This window comes from Escherichia fergusonii ATCC 35469 (assembly GCF_000026225.1).
GTDB classification, from domain to species: Bacteria; Pseudomonadota; Gammaproteobacteria; order Enterobacterales; family Enterobacteriaceae; genus Escherichia; species Escherichia fergusonii.
In genome coordinates this window covers 2,909,568-2,925,822 of the sequence record NC_011740.1, presented here as the reverse complement: position 1 = coordinate 2,925,822, position 16,255 = coordinate 2,909,568, and the positions used below count along the sequence as shown (strand labels likewise).

17 protein-coding genes and 1 other RNA gene are annotated in these 16,255 nt (G+C 50.7%); 13 read left to right on the top strand and 5 right to left on the bottom strand.

Going from position 1 to position 16,255, the window contains the following annotated elements; translation table 11 throughout:
- Window positions 1–241 precede the first annotated feature (241 nt).
- The 6 genes from epd to EFER_RS14365 all read left to right on the top strand — a co-directional run bounded on the left by epd (window position 242) and on the right by EFER_RS14365 (window position 6,656).
- Window positions 242–1,261, top strand: a complete 1,020-nt coding sequence (gene epd / locus EFER_RS14390) for an erythrose-4-phosphate dehydrogenase (protein ID WP_000218468.1) — start codon at window positions 242–244, stop codon at window positions 1,259–1,261.
- A gap of 49 nt (window positions 1,262–1,310) precedes the next feature.
- Window positions 1,311–2,474 (top strand): phosphoglycerate kinase, encoded by a 1,164-nt coding sequence (pgk, locus tag EFER_RS14385; RefSeq protein ID WP_000111269.1) that lies wholly within the window; start codon window positions 1,311–1,313, stop codon window positions 2,472–2,474.
- A gap of 89 nt (window positions 2,475–2,563) precedes the next feature.
- Entirely contained in the window at window positions 2,564–3,643 is a 1,080-nt protein-coding gene (fbaA, locus tag EFER_RS14380; protein ID WP_000034372.1) for a class II fructose-bisphosphate aldolase, read from the top strand.
- A 357-nt stretch (window positions 3,644–4,000) separates the two neighbouring features.
- Window positions 4,001–4,861, top strand: coding sequence for a small-conductance mechanosensitive channel MscS (gene mscS / locus EFER_RS14375; RefSeq protein ID WP_000389818.1), 861 nt, complete (start codon window positions 4,001–4,003; stop codon window positions 4,859–4,861).
- 138 nt (window positions 4,862–4,999) lie between these two features.
- Complete coding sequence (gene argO, locus EFER_RS14370) at window positions 5,000–5,635, top strand: arginine exporter ArgO (RefSeq protein WP_015953685.1); 636 nt, start codon at window positions 5,000–5,002, stop codon at window positions 5,633–5,635.
- 280 nt (window positions 5,636–5,915) lie between these two features.
- The gene (locus EFER_RS14365) at window positions 5,916–6,656 is read left to right on the top strand and encodes an oxidative stress defense protein (RefSeq protein WP_001101453.1); all 741 of its coding nucleotides are present in this window, start codon (window positions 5,916–5,918) and stop codon (window positions 6,654–6,656) included.
- Between the two features lie 34 nt (window positions 6,657–6,690).
- Here the strand turns inward: EFER_RS14365 and argP are convergent, their stop codons facing one another.
- Window positions 6,691–7,584: a DNA-binding transcriptional regulator ArgP gene (gene argP / locus EFER_RS14360; protein ID WP_000828353.1), complete on the bottom strand. Its 894-nt coding sequence runs from the start codon at window positions 7,582–7,584 to the stop codon at window positions 6,691–6,693.
- Between the two features lie 159 nt (window positions 7,585–7,743).
- Between argP and rpiA the strand changes: the two genes are divergently transcribed.
- From rpiA to EFER_RS24860, 3 genes are all read left to right on the top strand, one after another.
- Window positions 7,744–8,403 carry a ribose-5-phosphate isomerase RpiA gene (gene rpiA, locus EFER_RS14355; protein WP_000189736.1) on the top strand — a complete coding sequence of 220 codons (660 nt, stop codon included), beginning with the start codon at window positions 7,744–7,746 and terminating at the stop codon, window positions 8,401–8,403.
- Between the two features lie 242 nt (window positions 8,404–8,645).
- Complete coding sequence (gene serA / locus EFER_RS14350) at window positions 8,646–9,878, top strand: phosphoglycerate dehydrogenase (RefSeq protein ID WP_001151599.1); 1,233 nt, start codon at window positions 8,646–8,648, stop codon at window positions 9,876–9,878.
- A 227-nt stretch (window positions 9,879–10,105) separates the two neighbouring features.
- Complete coding sequence (locus EFER_RS24860) at window positions 10,106–10,165, top strand: type I toxin-antitoxin system Ibs family toxin (RefSeq protein ID WP_107192362.1); 60 nt, start codon at window positions 10,106–10,108, stop codon at window positions 10,163–10,165.
- Between the two features lie 99 nt (window positions 10,166–10,264).
- On the opposite strand, the gene EFER_RS14340 is transcribed toward EFER_RS24860, so the two are convergent.
- From EFER_RS14340 to zapA, 3 genes are all read right to left on the bottom strand, one after another.
- A complete protein-coding gene (locus EFER_RS14340; protein ID WP_000192743.1) occupies window positions 10,265–10,861 on the bottom strand; it encodes a 5-formyltetrahydrofolate cyclo-ligase in 597 nt (198 codons plus the stop codon).
- A 20-nt stretch (window positions 10,862–10,881) separates the two neighbouring features.
- Window positions 10,882–11,065: non-coding RNA, 6S RNA (gene ssrS / locus EFER_RS22520), on the bottom strand.
- A gap of 41 nt (window positions 11,066–11,106) precedes the next feature.
- Window positions 11,107–11,436 carry a cell division protein ZapA gene (gene zapA, locus EFER_RS14335; protein WP_001276008.1) on the bottom strand — a complete coding sequence of 110 codons (330 nt, stop codon included), beginning with the start codon at window positions 11,434–11,436 and terminating at the stop codon, window positions 11,107–11,109.
- Between the two features lie 167 nt (window positions 11,437–11,603).
- Here zapA and ygfB point away from each other — a divergent pair, with 167 nt between their 5' ends.
- Genes ygfB through ubiI form a run of 4 tightly spaced genes read left to right on the top strand, consistent with a single transcriptional unit; the run spans window position 11,604 to window position 15,933 of the window.
- Window positions 11,604–12,182: a UPF0149 family protein YgfB gene (ygfB, locus tag EFER_RS14330; protein ID WP_001295378.1), complete on the top strand. Its 579-nt coding sequence runs from the start codon at window positions 11,604–11,606 to the stop codon at window positions 12,180–12,182.
- A gap of 25 nt (window positions 12,183–12,207) precedes the next feature.
- Window positions 12,208–13,533, top strand: coding sequence for a Xaa-Pro aminopeptidase (gene pepP / locus EFER_RS14325; RefSeq protein WP_001290101.1), 1,326 nt, complete (start codon window positions 12,208–12,210; stop codon window positions 13,531–13,533).
- A complete protein-coding gene (gene ubiH / locus EFER_RS14320) occupies window positions 13,530–14,708 on the top strand; it encodes a 2-octaprenyl-6-methoxyphenyl hydroxylase (RefSeq protein ID WP_000111155.1) in 1,179 nt (392 codons plus the stop codon). The genes pepP and ubiH overlap by 4 nt, the downstream gene beginning before the upstream one ends.
- Before the next feature lie 22 nt (window positions 14,709–14,730).
- Window positions 14,731–15,933, top strand: coding sequence for an FAD-dependent 2-octaprenylphenol hydroxylase (ubiI, locus tag EFER_RS14315; protein WP_001192159.1), 1,203 nt, complete (start codon window positions 14,731–14,733; stop codon window positions 15,931–15,933).
- Window positions 15,934–16,006: 73 nt separating this feature from the next.
- Here the strand turns inward: ubiI and EFER_RS24180 are convergent, their stop codons facing one another.
- Window positions 16,007–16,090, bottom strand: coding sequence for a hypothetical protein (locus EFER_RS24180; protein WP_122083101.1), 84 nt, complete (start codon window positions 16,088–16,090; stop codon window positions 16,007–16,009).
- Window positions 16,091–16,255 lie beyond the last annotated feature (165 nt).

The window sequence follows — 16,255 nt, the reverse complement described above, 5'->3', positions numbered from 1 at the left end:
GAATAAAGCCTCCTGCAAGAAGGGAAGAAAGTGTGATGCAAGTCAGATAATTGTCTTCTTTGACTGGACAATCATTCCTTTTATTCCACGTTTCGCTTATCCTAGCTGAAGCGTTTCAGTCGATTAAATGTTCGACAATTAACCAATCAGTCGCAGTTTGCGACAGGTAAGGTTTCCCCGGACGATTTGCTGGATTACTCTGTTTGGCAAATTTGCTCAGGGAAAACCTTGCAGGAGATCTATGACCGTACGCGTAGCGATAAATGGCTTCGGTCGCATCGGGCGTAATGTGGTTCGTGCTTTGTATGAATCCGGACGCCGGGCGGAAATTACCGTGGTGGCAATCAACGAACTGGCGGATGCTGCCGGCATGGCGCATTTGTTGAAATATGACACCAGTCATGGCCGTTTTGCATGGGAAGTACGACAGGAACGCGATCAACTTTGTGTTGGTGATGACGCCATCCGCGTATTGCACGAACGTTCACTGCAATCGCTCCCATGGCGTGAACTTGGCGTCGATGTGGTTCTCGACTGCACCGGCGTATATGGCTCCCGCGAGCATGGCGAAGCACATATTGCCGCCGGGGCCAAAAAAGTGCTCTTTTCACATCCTGGTAGTAACGATCTCGACGCGACCGTGGTTTACGGCGTCAATCAGGATCAACTTCGTGCGGAACACCGCATCGTTTCTAACGCTTCCTGTACCACAAATTGCATAATTCCCGTCATCAAATTGTTAGATGATGCGTACGGTATTGAGTCCGGCACTGTGACCACAATTCACTCCGCCATGCACGATCAACAGGTTATTGATGCATATCATCCTGACCTGCGTCGCACCCGGGCAGCCAGCCAGTCGATCATTCCAGTCGATACTAAACTGGCCGCCGGTATCACACGATTTTTTCCGCAATTTAACGATCGCTTTGAAGCGATTGCGGTGCGTGTACCAACCATAAATGTGACGGCAATCGATTTAAGCGTGACGGTGAAGAAACCTGTAAAAGCCAATGAAGTCAACCTGTTGCTGCAAAAAGCAGCACAAGGTGCATTTCATGGTATAGTTGACTATACGGAATTGCCGTTGGTCTCTGTAGATTTTAACCACGATCCGCACAGTGCCATTGTCGATGGCACCCAAACCCGGGTCAGTGGCGCACACCTGATCAAAACGTTGGTCTGGTGCGATAACGAATGGGGCTTTGCTAACCGAATGCTCGACACGACGTTAGCTATGGCTACTGTTGCTTTCAGGTAAGACGCAAGCAGCGTCTGCAAAACTTTTAGAATCAACGAGAGGATTCACCATGTCTGTAATTAAGATGACCGATCTGGATCTTGCTGGGAAACGTGTATTTATCCGTGCGGATCTGAACGTACCAGTAAAAGACGGGAAAGTAACCAGCGACGCGCGTATCCGTGCTTCTCTGCCGACCATCGAACTGGCCCTGAAACAAGGCGCGAAAGTGATGGTAACTTCCCACCTGGGTCGTCCTACCGAAGGCGAGTACAACGAAGAATTCTCTCTGCTGCCGGTTGTTAACTACCTGAAAGACAAACTGTCTAACCCGGTTCGTCTGGTTAAAGATTACCTCGACGGCGTTGACGTTGCTGAAGGTGAACTGGTTGTTCTGGAAAACGTTCGCTTCAACAAAGGCGAGAAGAAAGACGACGAAACCCTGTCCAAAAAATATGCTGCACTGTGTGACGTGTTCGTAATGGACGCATTCGGTACTGCTCACCGCGCGCAGGCTTCTACTCACGGTATCGGTAAATTCGCTGATGTTGCGTGCGCAGGCCCGCTGCTGGCAGCTGAACTGGACGCGCTGGGTAAAGCACTGAAAGAACCTGCTCGCCCGATGGTGGCTATCGTTGGTGGTTCTAAAGTATCTACCAAACTGACCGTTCTGGACTCCCTGTCAAAAATCGCTGACCAGCTGATCGTGGGTGGTGGTATCGCTAACACCTTTATCGCGGCACAAGGCCACGATGTGGGTAAATCCCTGTACGAAGCTGACCTGGTTGACGAAGCAAAACGTCTGCTGACCACCTGCAACATTCCGGTTCCGTCTGACGTTCGCGTAGCAACTGAGTTCTCTGAAACTGCACCGGCTACCCTGAAATCTGTTAACGATGTGAAAGCTGACGAGCAGATCCTGGATATCGGCGATGCTTCTGCGCAGGAACTGGCTGAAATCCTGAAGAATGCGAAAACCATTCTGTGGAACGGCCCGGTTGGCGTGTTCGAATTCCCGAACTTCCGCAAAGGTACTGAAATCGTGGCTAACGCTATCGCAGACAGCGAAGCGTTCTCCATCGCTGGCGGCGGCGACACTCTGGCAGCAATCGACCTGTTCGGCATTGCTGACAAAATCTCCTACATCTCCACTGGCGGCGGCGCATTCCTCGAATTCGTGGAAGGTAAAGTACTGCCTGCAGTAGCGATGCTCGAAGAGCGCGCTAAGAAGTAAAAAATCACAGGGCAGGGAAACCTGCCCTTGTTTCAGCGCGCTTTTAGAGCACGCAATTTTCTACAGCCCGACGATACAGGACAAGAGACATGTCTAAGATTTTTGATTTCGTAAAACCTGGCGTAATCACTGGTGATGACGTACAGAAAGTTTTCCAGGTAGCAAAAGAAAACAACTTCGCACTGCCAGCAGTAAACTGCGTCGGTACTGACTCCATCAACGCCGTACTGGAAACCGCTGCTAAAGTTAAAGCGCCGGTTATCGTTCAGTTCTCCAACGGTGGTGCTTCCTTTATCGCTGGTAAAGGCGTGAAATCTGACGTTCCGCAGGGTGCTGCTATCCTGGGCGCAATCTCTGGTGCGCATCACGTTCACCAGATGGCTGAACACTATGGTGTTCCAGTGATCCTGCACACCGACCACTGCGCGAAAAAACTGCTGCCGTGGATCGACGGTCTGCTGGACGCGGGTGAAAAACACTTCGCAGCTACCGGTAAGCCGCTGTTCTCTTCTCACATGATCGACCTGTCTGAAGAATCTCTGCAAGAGAACATCGAAATCTGCTCTAAATACCTGGAGCGTATGTCCAAAATCGGCATGACTCTGGAAATCGAACTGGGTTGCACCGGTGGTGAAGAAGACGGCGTGGACAACAGCCACATGGATGCTTCTGCACTGTACACCCAGCCGGAAGACGTTGATTACGCATACACTGAGCTGAGCAAAATCAGCCCGCGCTTCACCATCGCAGCGTCCTTCGGTAACGTACACGGCGTATACAAGCCGGGTAACGTTGTTCTGACTCCGACCATCCTGCGTGACTCTCAGGAATATGTTTCCAAGAAACACAACCTGCCGCACAACAGCCTGAACTTCGTATTCCACGGCGGTTCCGGTTCTACTGCTCAGGAAATCAAAGACTCCGTAAGCTACGGCGTAGTGAAAATGAACATCGATACCGATACCCAATGGGCAACCTGGGAAGGTGTTCTGAACTATTACAAAGCGAACGAAGCTTATCTGCAGGGTCAGCTGGGTAACCCGAAAGGCGAAGATCAGCCGAACAAGAAATACTACGATCCGCGCGTATGGCTGCGTGCCGGTCAGACTTCGATGATCGCTCGTCTGGAAAAAGCATTCCAGGAACTGAACGCGATCGACGTTCTGTAAGATATTCCTTTCTGCTTATCTCAAGGCCCGCTCTGCGGGTCTTTTTTTCGCCAAAAGAAAAAATGCCTGATGCGCTACGCTTATCAGGCCTACACGTATCCTGCAATATATTGAATTTGCAGGTTTTTGTAGGCTGGATAAGGCGTTAAAGCCGCATCCAGTATGACAAATCGCACATTGCTATCTGTCTGAGGCCCGCTCTGCGGATCTTTTTTCACCAAAAGCAAGGTGATGCAGATGAGAAATCTGTGATCTATTTGGCAAAATTATGCTTTATTGTTTACCCTTGTCAGTCTGCCCGTCATAAGGCGGCGGAGTGTATTTCTCCATTTTGAGTCAGTTGAAAAGGAATATTGAATGGAAGATTTGAATGTTGTCGATAGCATAAACGGCGCGGGGAGCTGGCTGGTGGCTAACCAGGCGCTGCTGCTAAGTTATGCAGTAAACATCGTGGCGGCACTCGCGATCATCATCGTTGGTTTGATTATCGCGCGGATGATTTCCAACGCGGTGAATCGCCTGATGATCTCCCGTAAAATCGATGCCACCGTTGCTGATTTTCTTTCTGCATTAGTCCGTTACGGAATTATCGCCTTTACGCTAATCGCTGCACTGGGGCGCGTGGGCGTACAAACCGCGTCAGTCATTGCTGTACTCGGTGCCGCAGGCTTAGCTGTTGGTCTGGCTTTGCAGGGGTCACTGTCTAACCTGGCCGCTGGCGTGTTACTGGTCATGTTCCGCCCGTTCCGTGCCGGAGAATATGTTGACCTCGGCGGCGTAGCCGGTACTGTGCTGAGCGTGCAGATTTTCTCCACCACCATGCGTACTGCTGACGGTAAAATTATCGTTATTCCGAACGGTAAAATTATTGCCGGGAATATTATTAACTTCTCCCGCGAGCCAGTTCGCCGTAACGAATTTATTATTGGCGTGGCGTATGATTCCGATATCGATCAGGTTAAGCAGATCCTGACCAATATTATCCAGTCTGAAGACCGCATTTTGAAAGATCGCGAAATGACTGTGCGTCTGAACGAACTTGGCGCATCGTCGATTAATTTCGTGGTCCGCGTCTGGAGCAACAGCGGCGATCTGCAAAACGTGTATTGGGATGTGCTGGAGCGTATTAAACGTGAATTTGATGCCGCCGGTATCAGCTTCCCGTACCCGCAAATGGATGTGAACTTTAAGAGGGTGAAAGAAGACAAAGCTGCATAATCAACGCTGAGGCCAGATAATACTCTCTGGCCTCTCTCTTATTAGTTTTTCTGATTGCCAATTAATATTATCAATTTCCGCTAATAACAATCCCGCGATATAGTCTCTGCATCAGATACTTAATTCGGAATATCCAACGTGTTTTCTTATTACTTTCAAGGGCTTGCGCTTGGGGCGGCTATGATCCTACCGCTCGGTCCACAAAATGCTTTTGTGATGAATCAGGGCATTCGTCGTCAGTACCACATTATGATTGCCTTACTTTGTGCTATCAGTGATTTGGTCCTGATTTGCGCGGGGATTTTTGGTGGCAGCGCGTTATTGATGCAGTCGCCGTGGTTGCTGGCGCTGGTCACCTGGGGCGGCGTAGCCTTCTTGCTGTGGTATGGTTTTGGCGCTTTTAAAACCGCAATGAGCAGTAATATTGAGTTAGCCAGTGCCGAAGTCCTGAAGCAAGGAAGATGGAAAATTATCGCCACCATGCTGGCAGTGACCTGGCTGAATCCGCATGTTTACCTGGATACTTTTGTGGTGCTGGGTAGCCTTGGTGGGCAGCTTGATGTTGAACCAAAACGTTGGTTTGCGCTCGGGACAATTAGCGCCTCTTTCCTCTGGTTCTTTGGTCTGGCTCTTCTCGCAGCCTGGCTGGCACCGGGTCTGCGTACGGCAAAAGCACAGCGCATTATCAATCTGGTAGTGGGATGTGTTATGTGGTTTATTGCCTTGCAGCTGGCGAAAGATGGTGTGGAACATTTACAAGCATTAATTCGTTGAGGTGTTGCGAAAAACAGCAGAAGCCATGAAGATAGCTGCCTAATTTGCTTATCTGTGCAACCACTGAAAATCCACAATCAGTCCTGATGGAGCACACTGGACAAACGGAAGCAGAAATGCTCGCCCGTCACGCCAACCTTGAGTAAAGCTTATATCCGGTTCAGATGTAAGTCGTTCAACTGTTAGGGTATTGTCTGATGGTAAAATTAAGGGCGTATGACTAAACTTTTGGTTATGCGCCCTTTACTTTGGGCAATTTACGTTACATGGAGAAACAATAGTGAACGTCAAAGTATTGGCCCTGGCGGCGTTAGTTGGTTTCAGCGGCATGTCTGCTCAGGCAAGTGAATTGCCTGAAGGGCCACATGTTGTGACTTCCGGGACGGCAAGTGTGGATGCGGTGCCCGATATTGCTACCCTTTCAATTGAAGTCAATGTAGCAGCGAAAGATGCTGCCACGGCTAAAAAACAGGCAGATGAGCGTGTTGCGCAATATCTTACCTTTCTGGAACTGAATCAGATCAGCAAAAAAGATATTCGTTCGGCAAATTTGCGAACCCAGCCGGATTACGATTACCAGAACGGTAAAAGTATTCTGAAAGGATATCGCGCGGTGCGCACCGTTGAAGTGACACTGCGTCAGTTAGATAAACTTAACCCGTTGCTGGATGGTGCATTGAAAGCGGGGTTAAACGAGATTCGTTCTGTGTCGTTAGGCGTTGCGCAACCAGATTCTTATAAGGACAAAGCACGTCAGGCGGCAATAAAAGATGCTATTCATCAGGCGCAGGAGTTGGCTGAAGGCTTTAATAGTAAACTGGGGCCAGTTTACAGCGTGCGCTATCACGTCTCTAACTATCAGCCCAGCCCAATGGTTAGAATGATGAAAGCAGATGCAGCACCGTCAAATGCTCAAGAAACCTACGAGCAGGCAACGATTCAATTTGATGATCAGGTTGATGTGGTGTTCCAACTTGAACCTGCTGCAGAACAGAAACCAACAACCAACAAAGCCCAGTAAAACAATTCACCCGGTTTCACACCGGGTGAAAATTTTAATCCTGACGCAAAACCTTATGTCCGTATTCCAGCAGGGCATCGGTCACTTTACGCATCATACGACTTTCTGGCGCAAACCGGTGCCAGTAAAGCATCCGCCTTTGCAATAGACCTGGTGTTAAATTAATCAACTCACCGCTTGCCAGTTCTTTCTCAATTTGCAGATGAGGGATCATACAACAGGTTGTTCCCTGTCGGGCGAGCTGCACGAAGGCTTCCGAAGAATTCACGATATGGCATGGCACGCTGCCTGGTGGCAGATCGAAGTTTTGCTGCAAAAATGCCTGATGCATATCATCCAGATGGTCAAATGCTACGACAGGTGCTTTCAGCAGCGCGGCACGCGTTACTCCATTCGGGAAATATTTTTCTGCAAACGGTTTTGAGCTGACGAACAGATAATCAAGCGCACCAAGTTTGTCCACGAGGCAACTCGGCAGCGCTTGCGGTTGGATACTCACGGCCCCCACGACTTCTCCACGACGCAAACGCTCCTGAGTTCGCGTTTCGTCTTCTACCTGCAAATTAAGACGGATTGGGGAATCAGCCAGAACAGGTGCCAGCGCAGGCAGCAACCAGGTAGCCAGACTGTCGGCGTTGACCGCCAGTGATAACAGCAAGGGTGTTGAGCCGGTTTGCTCATCACCCAGCCACTCTTCTTCCAGTAGCTCAACCTGACGCAACAGTGCCAGCAACTTCTGCCCCTGTTCTGTAGGACGTGGAGGAACGGTACGTACCAGCAATGGCTGCCCGAACATATTTTCCAGCTGTTTTATACGTTGTGAAACGGCAGATTGCGTGATGCATAATTTTTGTGCTGCGCGTTCAAAACCTCGTTCACGTATTACCGCGTCCAGTGCCTGCAGTGTTCTGTAGTCCGGGCGTTTCATTGTTGTTGTTTGCTCCTGTTGTGTTCTTTTTCTTGCACTATGACATAAATTTGCCTTGGGTACAGACCAAAACAAACAGCCGTGAGTAAGGGCGGGAAGATTTTTCCGTCTAATGATCTATAATGCGCCAGAGTTTTTACAGCACAGGCGAAAACAATCATGACGCAGGATGAACTGAAAAAAGCAGTAGGTTGGGCGGCGCTTCAGTATGTACAGCCGGGCACTATCGTTGGGGTCGGTACTGGCTCAACCGCTGCACATTTTATTGATGCATTAGGCACGATGAAAGATCAAATTGAAGGGGCGGTTTCCAGCTCGGATGCGTCAACCGAAAAGCTGAAAAGCCTTGGTATTACCGTTTTTGATCTCAACGATGTGGACAGCCTCGGTATCTACGTTGACGGTGCTGATGAAATTAACGGTCATATGCAGATGATCAAAGGCGGTGGCGCAGCGTTAACCCGTGAAAAAATCATCGCTTCCGTGGCGAAAAAATTTATCTGCATCGCAGATGCCTCCAAGCAAGTGGATATTCTCGGTAAATTTCCACTGCCAGTAGAAGTGATTCCTATGGCTCGTAGTGCAGTGGCTCGCCAGCTGGTGAAACTGGGCGGGCGTCCGGAATACCGTCAGGGTGTGATCACTGATAACGGTAACGTTATTCTTGATGTGCACGGTATGGAGATCCTTGACCCGGTGGCAATGGAAAATGCGATTAATGCCATCCCAGGTGTGGTTACTGTCGGTTTATTTGCTAACCGTGGCGCGGATGTGGCACTGATTGGCACCGCTGAAGGCGTAAAAACCATCGTTAAATAAGCCACTTTGTTAAAATAATCTGGCAGGGCAAATTTAGTGACAAGTGTCACGTTTTTCAATTGACCCTGCCGATCCTTTCATAAAACATTCCATTAACAGCATTTTCCTCTGTTTAACGACGCTGTTTGAGATTTCCTCATAATGGCGACGCAAACGTTCATATTGCCGCATTAATTTTTTTTGATATGTTGAAAGGCGGATGCAAATCCATACACAACATATTCAGAAGACAGGATCGGGAAATGGCAAAGGTATCGCTGGAGAAAGACAAAATTAAGTTTCTGCTGGTTGAAGGAGTGCACCAAAAGGCACTGGAAAACCTTCGCGCAGCAGGTTATACCAATATCGAATTTCACAAAGGTGCGCTGGATAGTGATGCACTGAAAGAGTCTATCCGTGATGCCCACTTCATCGGTCTGCGATCCCGTACCCATCTGACTGAAGACGTGATCAACGCTGCAGAAAAACTGGTGGCTATTGGCTGTTTCTGTATTGGCACAAATCAGGTTGACCTGAACGCGGCGGCAAAACGTGGGATTCCGGTGTTTAATGCACCGTTTTCAAACACTCGTTCTGTGGCAGAGCTAGTTATTGGTGAATTGCTACTCCTGCTACGTGGTGTACCGGAAGCCAACGCTAAAGCCCACCGTGGTGTGTGGAACAAACTGGCTACGGGTTCTTTTGAAGCTCGCGGTAAAAAACTCGGCATTATTGGTTACGGCCATATTGGTACGCAACTGGGCATTCTGGCCGAATCGCTGGGGATGCATGTCTATTTCTATGATATTGAAAATAAACTACCGTTAGGCAACGCCACTCAGGTGCAACATCTTTCCGACCTGCTGAATATGAGCGATGTTGTAAGCCTGCACGTACCTGAAAACCCATCTACCAAAAACATGATGGGCGCAAAAGAGATTTCACTAATGAAACCAGGCTCACTGCTGATTAACGCTTCGCGCGGCACCGTGGTGGAAATCCCGGCATTATGTGATGCGCTGGCAAGCAAGCACCTGGCTGGCGCGGCAATCGACGTATTCCCGACGGAACCGGCGACCAACAGCGATCCGTTTACTTCGCCGCTTTGCGAGTTCGACAACGTCCTTCTGACGCCACATATTGGCGGTTCGACTCAGGAAGCGCAGGAGAATATCGGCCTGGAAGTTGCGGGTAAATTGATAAAGTATTCTGACAATGGCTCAACGCTCTCTGCAGTGAACTTCCCGGAAGTCTCGCTGCCACTGCACGGTGGGCGTCGTCTGATGCACATCCACGAAAACCGTCCGGGCGTGTTAACTGCGCTGAACAAAATCTTCGCCGAGCAGGGCGTTAACATCGCTGCACAGTATCTGCAAACCTCAGCGCAGATGGGTTATGTGGTTATTGATATTGAAGCTGACGAAGACGTTGCCGAAAAAGCGTTGCAGGCAATGAAAGCTATTCCGGGTACTATTCGCGCCCGTCTGCTGTACTAATTCCCCTTCTCTGACAATCAACGGGCAGGTCACTGACTTGCCCGTTTTTTATCCGTTTCCCCCACATTTGCAGTGCTGTGCATATGTCTTTGCGAGTCTGCTCGAATAAAGAAATTAAAGTCAGATCAATGCGTTGTCTTTGTATGTGAAGGATTTACGATGGCGAGGCAGCATGGGGCTGTAACGGTAAAGCCCTCACCGAAGCGAGGGCTTGAAGGAGAAGGGTTATGATGAAGAGCGTCATCATACTGGTCATTCTGTTGATGATAAGCGCACCAGCTTTCTAAACAGAAGTCAGAGGGAGGAGCAATCCTCCCTTACCCTTACTCACTAAATTAGGTTAAAGAATCAACGATGTCAATCAGGGCGATGCGGGTGTATCGCCCTTACCACTCCCAGACTTTCGACGGCGTAACTACCGCAGGAAGTGGAATATCCCACTCTTCAACGGGGAGTTTTTCCACCAACTGACAATCATGCGCATAACCCACCGGTTGCATTTTATAGTGCTGCCAGTTTTGTAAGGTCCGATCATAAAAACCACCGCCCATTCCCAGGCGCTGACCGTACTCATCAAAGGCGACCAGCGGTGTGATCAACACGTCTAATCGAGAAAGAGGAAGAACGTCACGCACATCCAGTTTTGGCTCATGGATCTTCAACCTGTTCATTACTAGTTCACTTTGCGGATGGTAATTCAGGAACAGCAAATTACCGGCACTAAAGGGATGCAAAACGGGAAGATACACGCGCTTACCGGCGCGCCAGAGTTGTTCTATGAGCGGCTGGGTGTCGAGTTCGCCATCAAAAGAGAGGAATACAGCGACCGTATGCGCCATTACCACCGGGGGGTAACTCATCATTCGCGCGGCGGCCTGTTGGCCCATATCAAGCTGTTGCTGTGGCGTTAACGCACGGCGACGCTGGCGAATCATTTTGCGGATTTCTTGTCGGGAAAGCGGGAGTTCAGGTAGTTGCGTCATGGCTGGTGCCAGATAAGAAGGGAATCTCCGAGATGCCGCCGCAGGCTGTAACCCTTGAACCCTTGGTTCAAGGTGAATGTGTCGTCACAGTTTTAAGGCTTCTCGGACGGACCGAGCATGCTCACCAACCGCGGAGCGCCACATTCTTGTGGTATGAAATATCGGCTCAGGGGACTGGCCCGCTTGCGAACATCTCAGAGAAATTTTGTCTTCACGGTTACTCTACCACAGTAAACCGAAAAGTGTCATTCAAAGTTTTGGTTAGTTTTTTCGGTGATGCGACCTTGTTCAAGTAACGCTTGTTCTATGGTCTGCTGCAGCATCCGAATACGCTGTTCCATACTTGCCGCGTAGTCACGAGTCTTCGCTTTTTCTTGCGCTAACTCATAGCTGATATTCAATGCGGCAATGAAGACCAACTGTTCAGTATTTGTGACTCTAGTGCGTTCTTTCAGATCTTGCAACCGTTGGTTCAGATCGTCCGCTGCCTGATTCAACGCATCCCTTTGGTCAGGCGGGCAGTTCACACGCAGTGAACGGCCAAAAATTTGGATATCGACGGGTTGTGCAGACATGCCACCTTCCTGCTGATTGACTGCGCTGCCTTCGTCTTTAGACCCATGGTCTGCGAAGGGGCGACACTATAGCTACCCTGATGAGAAGAGACAAGCCCTTTTCTGGTCCACCAGGGCCCAAAGTGGTAGCATATCATGAATATTCCTCCCTTTGACGACGAATGCTTATGTCTATACAGAACGAAATGCCTGGTTACAACGAAATGAACCAGTATCTGAACCAACAAGGGACGGGTCTGACCCCTGCTGAGATGCATGGTTTAATCAGTGGGATGATATGTGGTGGTAACGATGACAGCTCATGGCTGCCGCTGCTTCACGACCTGACGAACGAAGGCATGGCTTTCGGTCATGAGCTGGCACAGGCATTGCGCAAAATGCACTCTGCTACCAGCGATGCCCTGCAGGATGACGGTTTCCTTTTTCAGCTTTATCTGCCTGATGGCGATGATGTCAGTGTTTTCGATCGTGCTGATGCGCTGGCAGGTTGGGTCAATCACTTCCTGCTTGGTCTTGGCGTTACGCAACCGAAGCTGGACAAAGTGACCGGCGAAACCGGTGAAGCTATCGACGATCTGCGTAACATCGCGCAGCTGGGCTACGACGAAGACGAAGATCAGGAAGAGCTGGAAATGTCGCTTGAAGAGATCATCGAGTACGTCCGTGTTGCCGCGCTGTTATGCCACGACACCTTTACTCATCCGCAACCGACCGCGCCAGAAGTACAAAAACCGACTCTACACTAAAAACAAAAAACGTAAGGAGAGTGTTATGAGTGAGATATCCCGGCAAGAATTTCAGCGTCGCCGTCAGGCCCTGGTAGAGCAAATGCAACCCGGCAGCGCCGCGCTGATTTTCGCGGCACCAGAAGTGACCCGTAGCGCCGACAGCGAATACCCCTATCGTCAGAACAGCGACTTCTGGTACTTCACCGGCTTTAACGAACCGGAAGCGGTGCTGGTGCTGATTAAAAGTGATGACACTCATAACCACAGCGTTTTGTTTAACCGCGTGCGCGACCTGACGGCGGAGATCTGGTTTGGCCGTCGTTTAGGTCAGGATGCCGCGCCAGAGAAACTGGGCGTTGACCGCGCACTGGCGTTCAGTGAAATCAATCAGCAACTTTATCAACTGCTTAATGGTCTGGATGTGGTTTACCACGCTCAGGGCGAATATGCCTATGCTGATGAAATCGTGAACAGCGCGCTGGAAAAGCTGCGTAAAGGCTCGCGACAAAATCTCACCGCGCCAGCAACGATGATCGACTGGCGTCCTGGTGTTCATGAAATGCGCCTGTTCAAATCGCCGGAAGAGATTGCCGTACTTCGCCGCGCGGGTGAAATCACTGCCCTGGCGCATACCCGGGCGATGGAAAAATGCCGTCCGGGGATGTTCGAGTACCATCTGGAAGGCGAAATTCACCACGAATTTAACCGCCACGGTGCGCGTTACCCTTCCTATAACACCATTGTTGGCAGCGGTGAAAACGGCTGCATTCTGCATTACACCGAAAACGAGTGTGAAATGCGCGACGGCGACCTGGTGCTGATTGATGCTGGTTGTGAATACAAAGGTTACGCTGGCGATATTACCCGCACCTTCCCGGTTAACGGTAAATTCACTCAGGCTCAGCGTGAAATCTACGACATTGTGCTGGAGTCTCTTGAAACCAGCCTGCGCCTGTATCGTCCGGGAACGTCCATTCAGGAAGTCACCGGTGAAGTGGTGCGCATCATGGTTAGCGGCCTGGTAAAACTCGGCATCCTGAAAGGTGATGTTGAAGAACTGATCGCCCAAAACGCCCATCGTCCTTTCTTTATGCATGGCCTTAGCCACTGGTTAGGACTGGATGTCCATGATGTTGGCATTTATGGTCAGGATCGCTCGCGCATTCTGGAACCGGGCATGGTACTGACCGTAGAGCCGGGGCTGTATATTGCGCCGGATGCGGATGTACCAGAACAATATCGCGGTATCGGCATTCGTATCGAAGACGACATTGTGATTACCGAAACCGGCAATGAAAACCTCACCGCCAGCGTGGTGAAAAAGCCGGAAGAAATTGAAGCGTTGATGGCAGCTGCGAGAAAGCAATGAGCGTAATCATCGTCGGTGGCGGCATGGCGGGCGCGACGCTGGCGCTGGCTATTTCCCAGTTAAGTCACGGGGCGCTGCCGGTACATTTGATTGAAGCGACCGCGCCAGAGTCTCATGCTCATCCGGGCTTTGATGGACGGGCTATTGCGCTGGCGGCGGGCACCTGTCAGCAACTGGTGCGCATCGGCGTCTGGCAATCTCTGGCAGATTGCGCAACCGCCATCACTACCGTTCATGTCAGCGATCGTGGTCATGCCGGATTCGTCACCCTCGCCGCAGAAGATTATCAACTGGCGGCGCTGGGGCAGGTTGTCGAATTGCATAATGTCGGGCAACGGCTGTTTGCGCTATTGCGCAAAGCGCCTGGCGTAACGCTGCATTGTCCGGATCGCGTGGCTAACGTTGCCCGTACTCAGAGTCACGTTGAAGTGACACTGGAGAGTGGCAAGACGCTGACGGGCCGTGTGCTGGTCGCTGCTGATGGCACCCATTCCGCGTTAGCCACCGCGTGCGGTGTTGACTGGCAGCAGGAGCCTTACGAACAACTGGCCGTGATTGCGAACGTTGCGACTTCCGTTGCGCACGAAGGCCGGGCGTTTGAGCGTTTCACACAATATGGCCCGTTGGCGATGTTGCCGATGTCTGACGGACGCTGTTCGCTGGTCTGGTGCCATCCACTGGAACGGCGCGAAGAGGTGCTGTCGTGGAGCGACGAGACGTTTTGCCGTGAACTCCAGTCGGCCTTTGGTTGGCGACTTGGGAAAATTACCCACGCTGGTAAACGCAGTGCTTACCCGCTGGCGTTAACCCGCGCCGCCAGACCTGTTACCCATCGTACCGTGCTGGTGGGCAATGCGGCGCAAACTCTGCACCCGATTGCCGGGCAAGGGTTCAACCTCGGTATGCGAGATGTGATGAGCCTTGCGGAAACCCTGACTCAGGCGCAAGAGCGCGGAGAAGACATAGGTGATTACGGCGTCTTGTGCCGTTATCAGCAGCGTCGACAGAGCGATCGAGAAGCAACCATCGGCGTCACGGACAGCCTTGTACATCTTTTTGCCAACCGTTGGACGCCGCTGGTTGTCGGGCGCAACATCGGGCTGATGGCAATGGAATTATTCACTCCGGCACGCGATGTGCTGGCGCAGCGCACCCTCGGTTGGGTGGCGCGTTGAAGGCGGTTTTAAGGAATAAACAATGCAAAGTGTTGATGTAGCCATTGTTGGCGGCGGCATGGTGGGGCTGGCGGTTGCCTGCGGCTTACAGGGGAGCGGCTTACGCGTTGCCGTACTGGAGCAGCGCGTACCGGAACCTCTGGCGGCGGATGCACCACCACAACTGCGCGTTTCGGCTATCAATGCCGCCAGCGAAAAATTACTCTCCCGTCTTGGCGTCTGGCAGGAGATCCTCTCCCGCAGGGCCAGTTGCTATCACGGCATGGAAGTGTGGGACAAAGACAGTTTTGGTCACATTTCGTTTGACGATCAAAGCATGGGCTATAGCCATCTTGGGCATATCGTTGAAAATTCAGTCATTCACTACGCGCTGTGGAACAAAGCACAGCAGTCGTCAGATATCAGCCTGTTAGCCCCTGCAGAATTACAGCAGGTCGCCTGGGGAGAGAACGAAACCTTCCTGACGCTGAAAGACGGCAGTATGTTAACGGCGCGTCTGGTAATTGGCGCAGACGGCGCTAATTCCTGGTTGCGCAACAAAGCCGATATTCCGCTGACTTTCTGGGATTATCAGCATCACGCGCTGGTGGCGACCATTCGCACGGAAGAACCGCATGATGCGGTGGCGCGACAGGTTTTCCATGGCGGAGGCATTCTGGCCTTTTTGCCGCTTAGCGATCCGCATCTTTGCTCAATTGTCTGGTCACTGTTCCCAGAGGAAGCACAGCGGATGCAGCAGGCAGGCGAAGACGAATTTAATCGCGAGTTAAATATCGCTTTTGATAATCGCCTGGGCTTATGCAAGGTTGAGAGTGAACGCCTGGTGTTCCCGCTGACTGGGCGTTATGCGCGCCAGTTTGCCGCGCACCGTCTGGCGCTGGTGGGCGACGCCGCGCATACCATTCACCCGTTGGCGGGGCAGGGGGTGAATCTCGGCTTTATGGATGCTGCAGAGCTGATTGCTGAACTGAAACGGTTGCATCGTCAGGGTAAAGACATCGGGCAGTACATTTACCTGCGTCGCTATGAGCGTAGCCGCAAGCACAGTGCGGCGCTGATGCTGGCAGGTATGCAGGGATTCCGCGATCTGTTTTCCGGGGCTAATCCGGCGAAAAAACTGCTGCGTGATATTGGTCTGAAACTGGCCGACACGCTTCCTGGCGTTAAACCACAACTTATCCGTCAGGCAATGGGATTAAACGATTTGCCTGAATGGCTGCGCTAAAAATTTCTCTTCTGCTGTTTATTTGATACCCATCACACTTTCATCTCCCGGTTTTTTCGCCGGGAGATTTTCCTCATTTGAAATAAACTAATTTCACCTGCGATTTCGCATTATATTTTCTAATGCCACGAATTTTTGATTTGGTGTTTTTTGACATTTTTTCAGTTCTTAATGTTGTCTTATTCAAATTAACTTTCTCATCTAATTATCTTTGTATAGAGAATGGTTAATTTTTTGGTTTTTTATTCTGTTGCGATTTTGGCGTTTTTTAACCATAAGCTAATGTGATGTTCAATTTTACCTTATGGTTAACAGTCTGTTT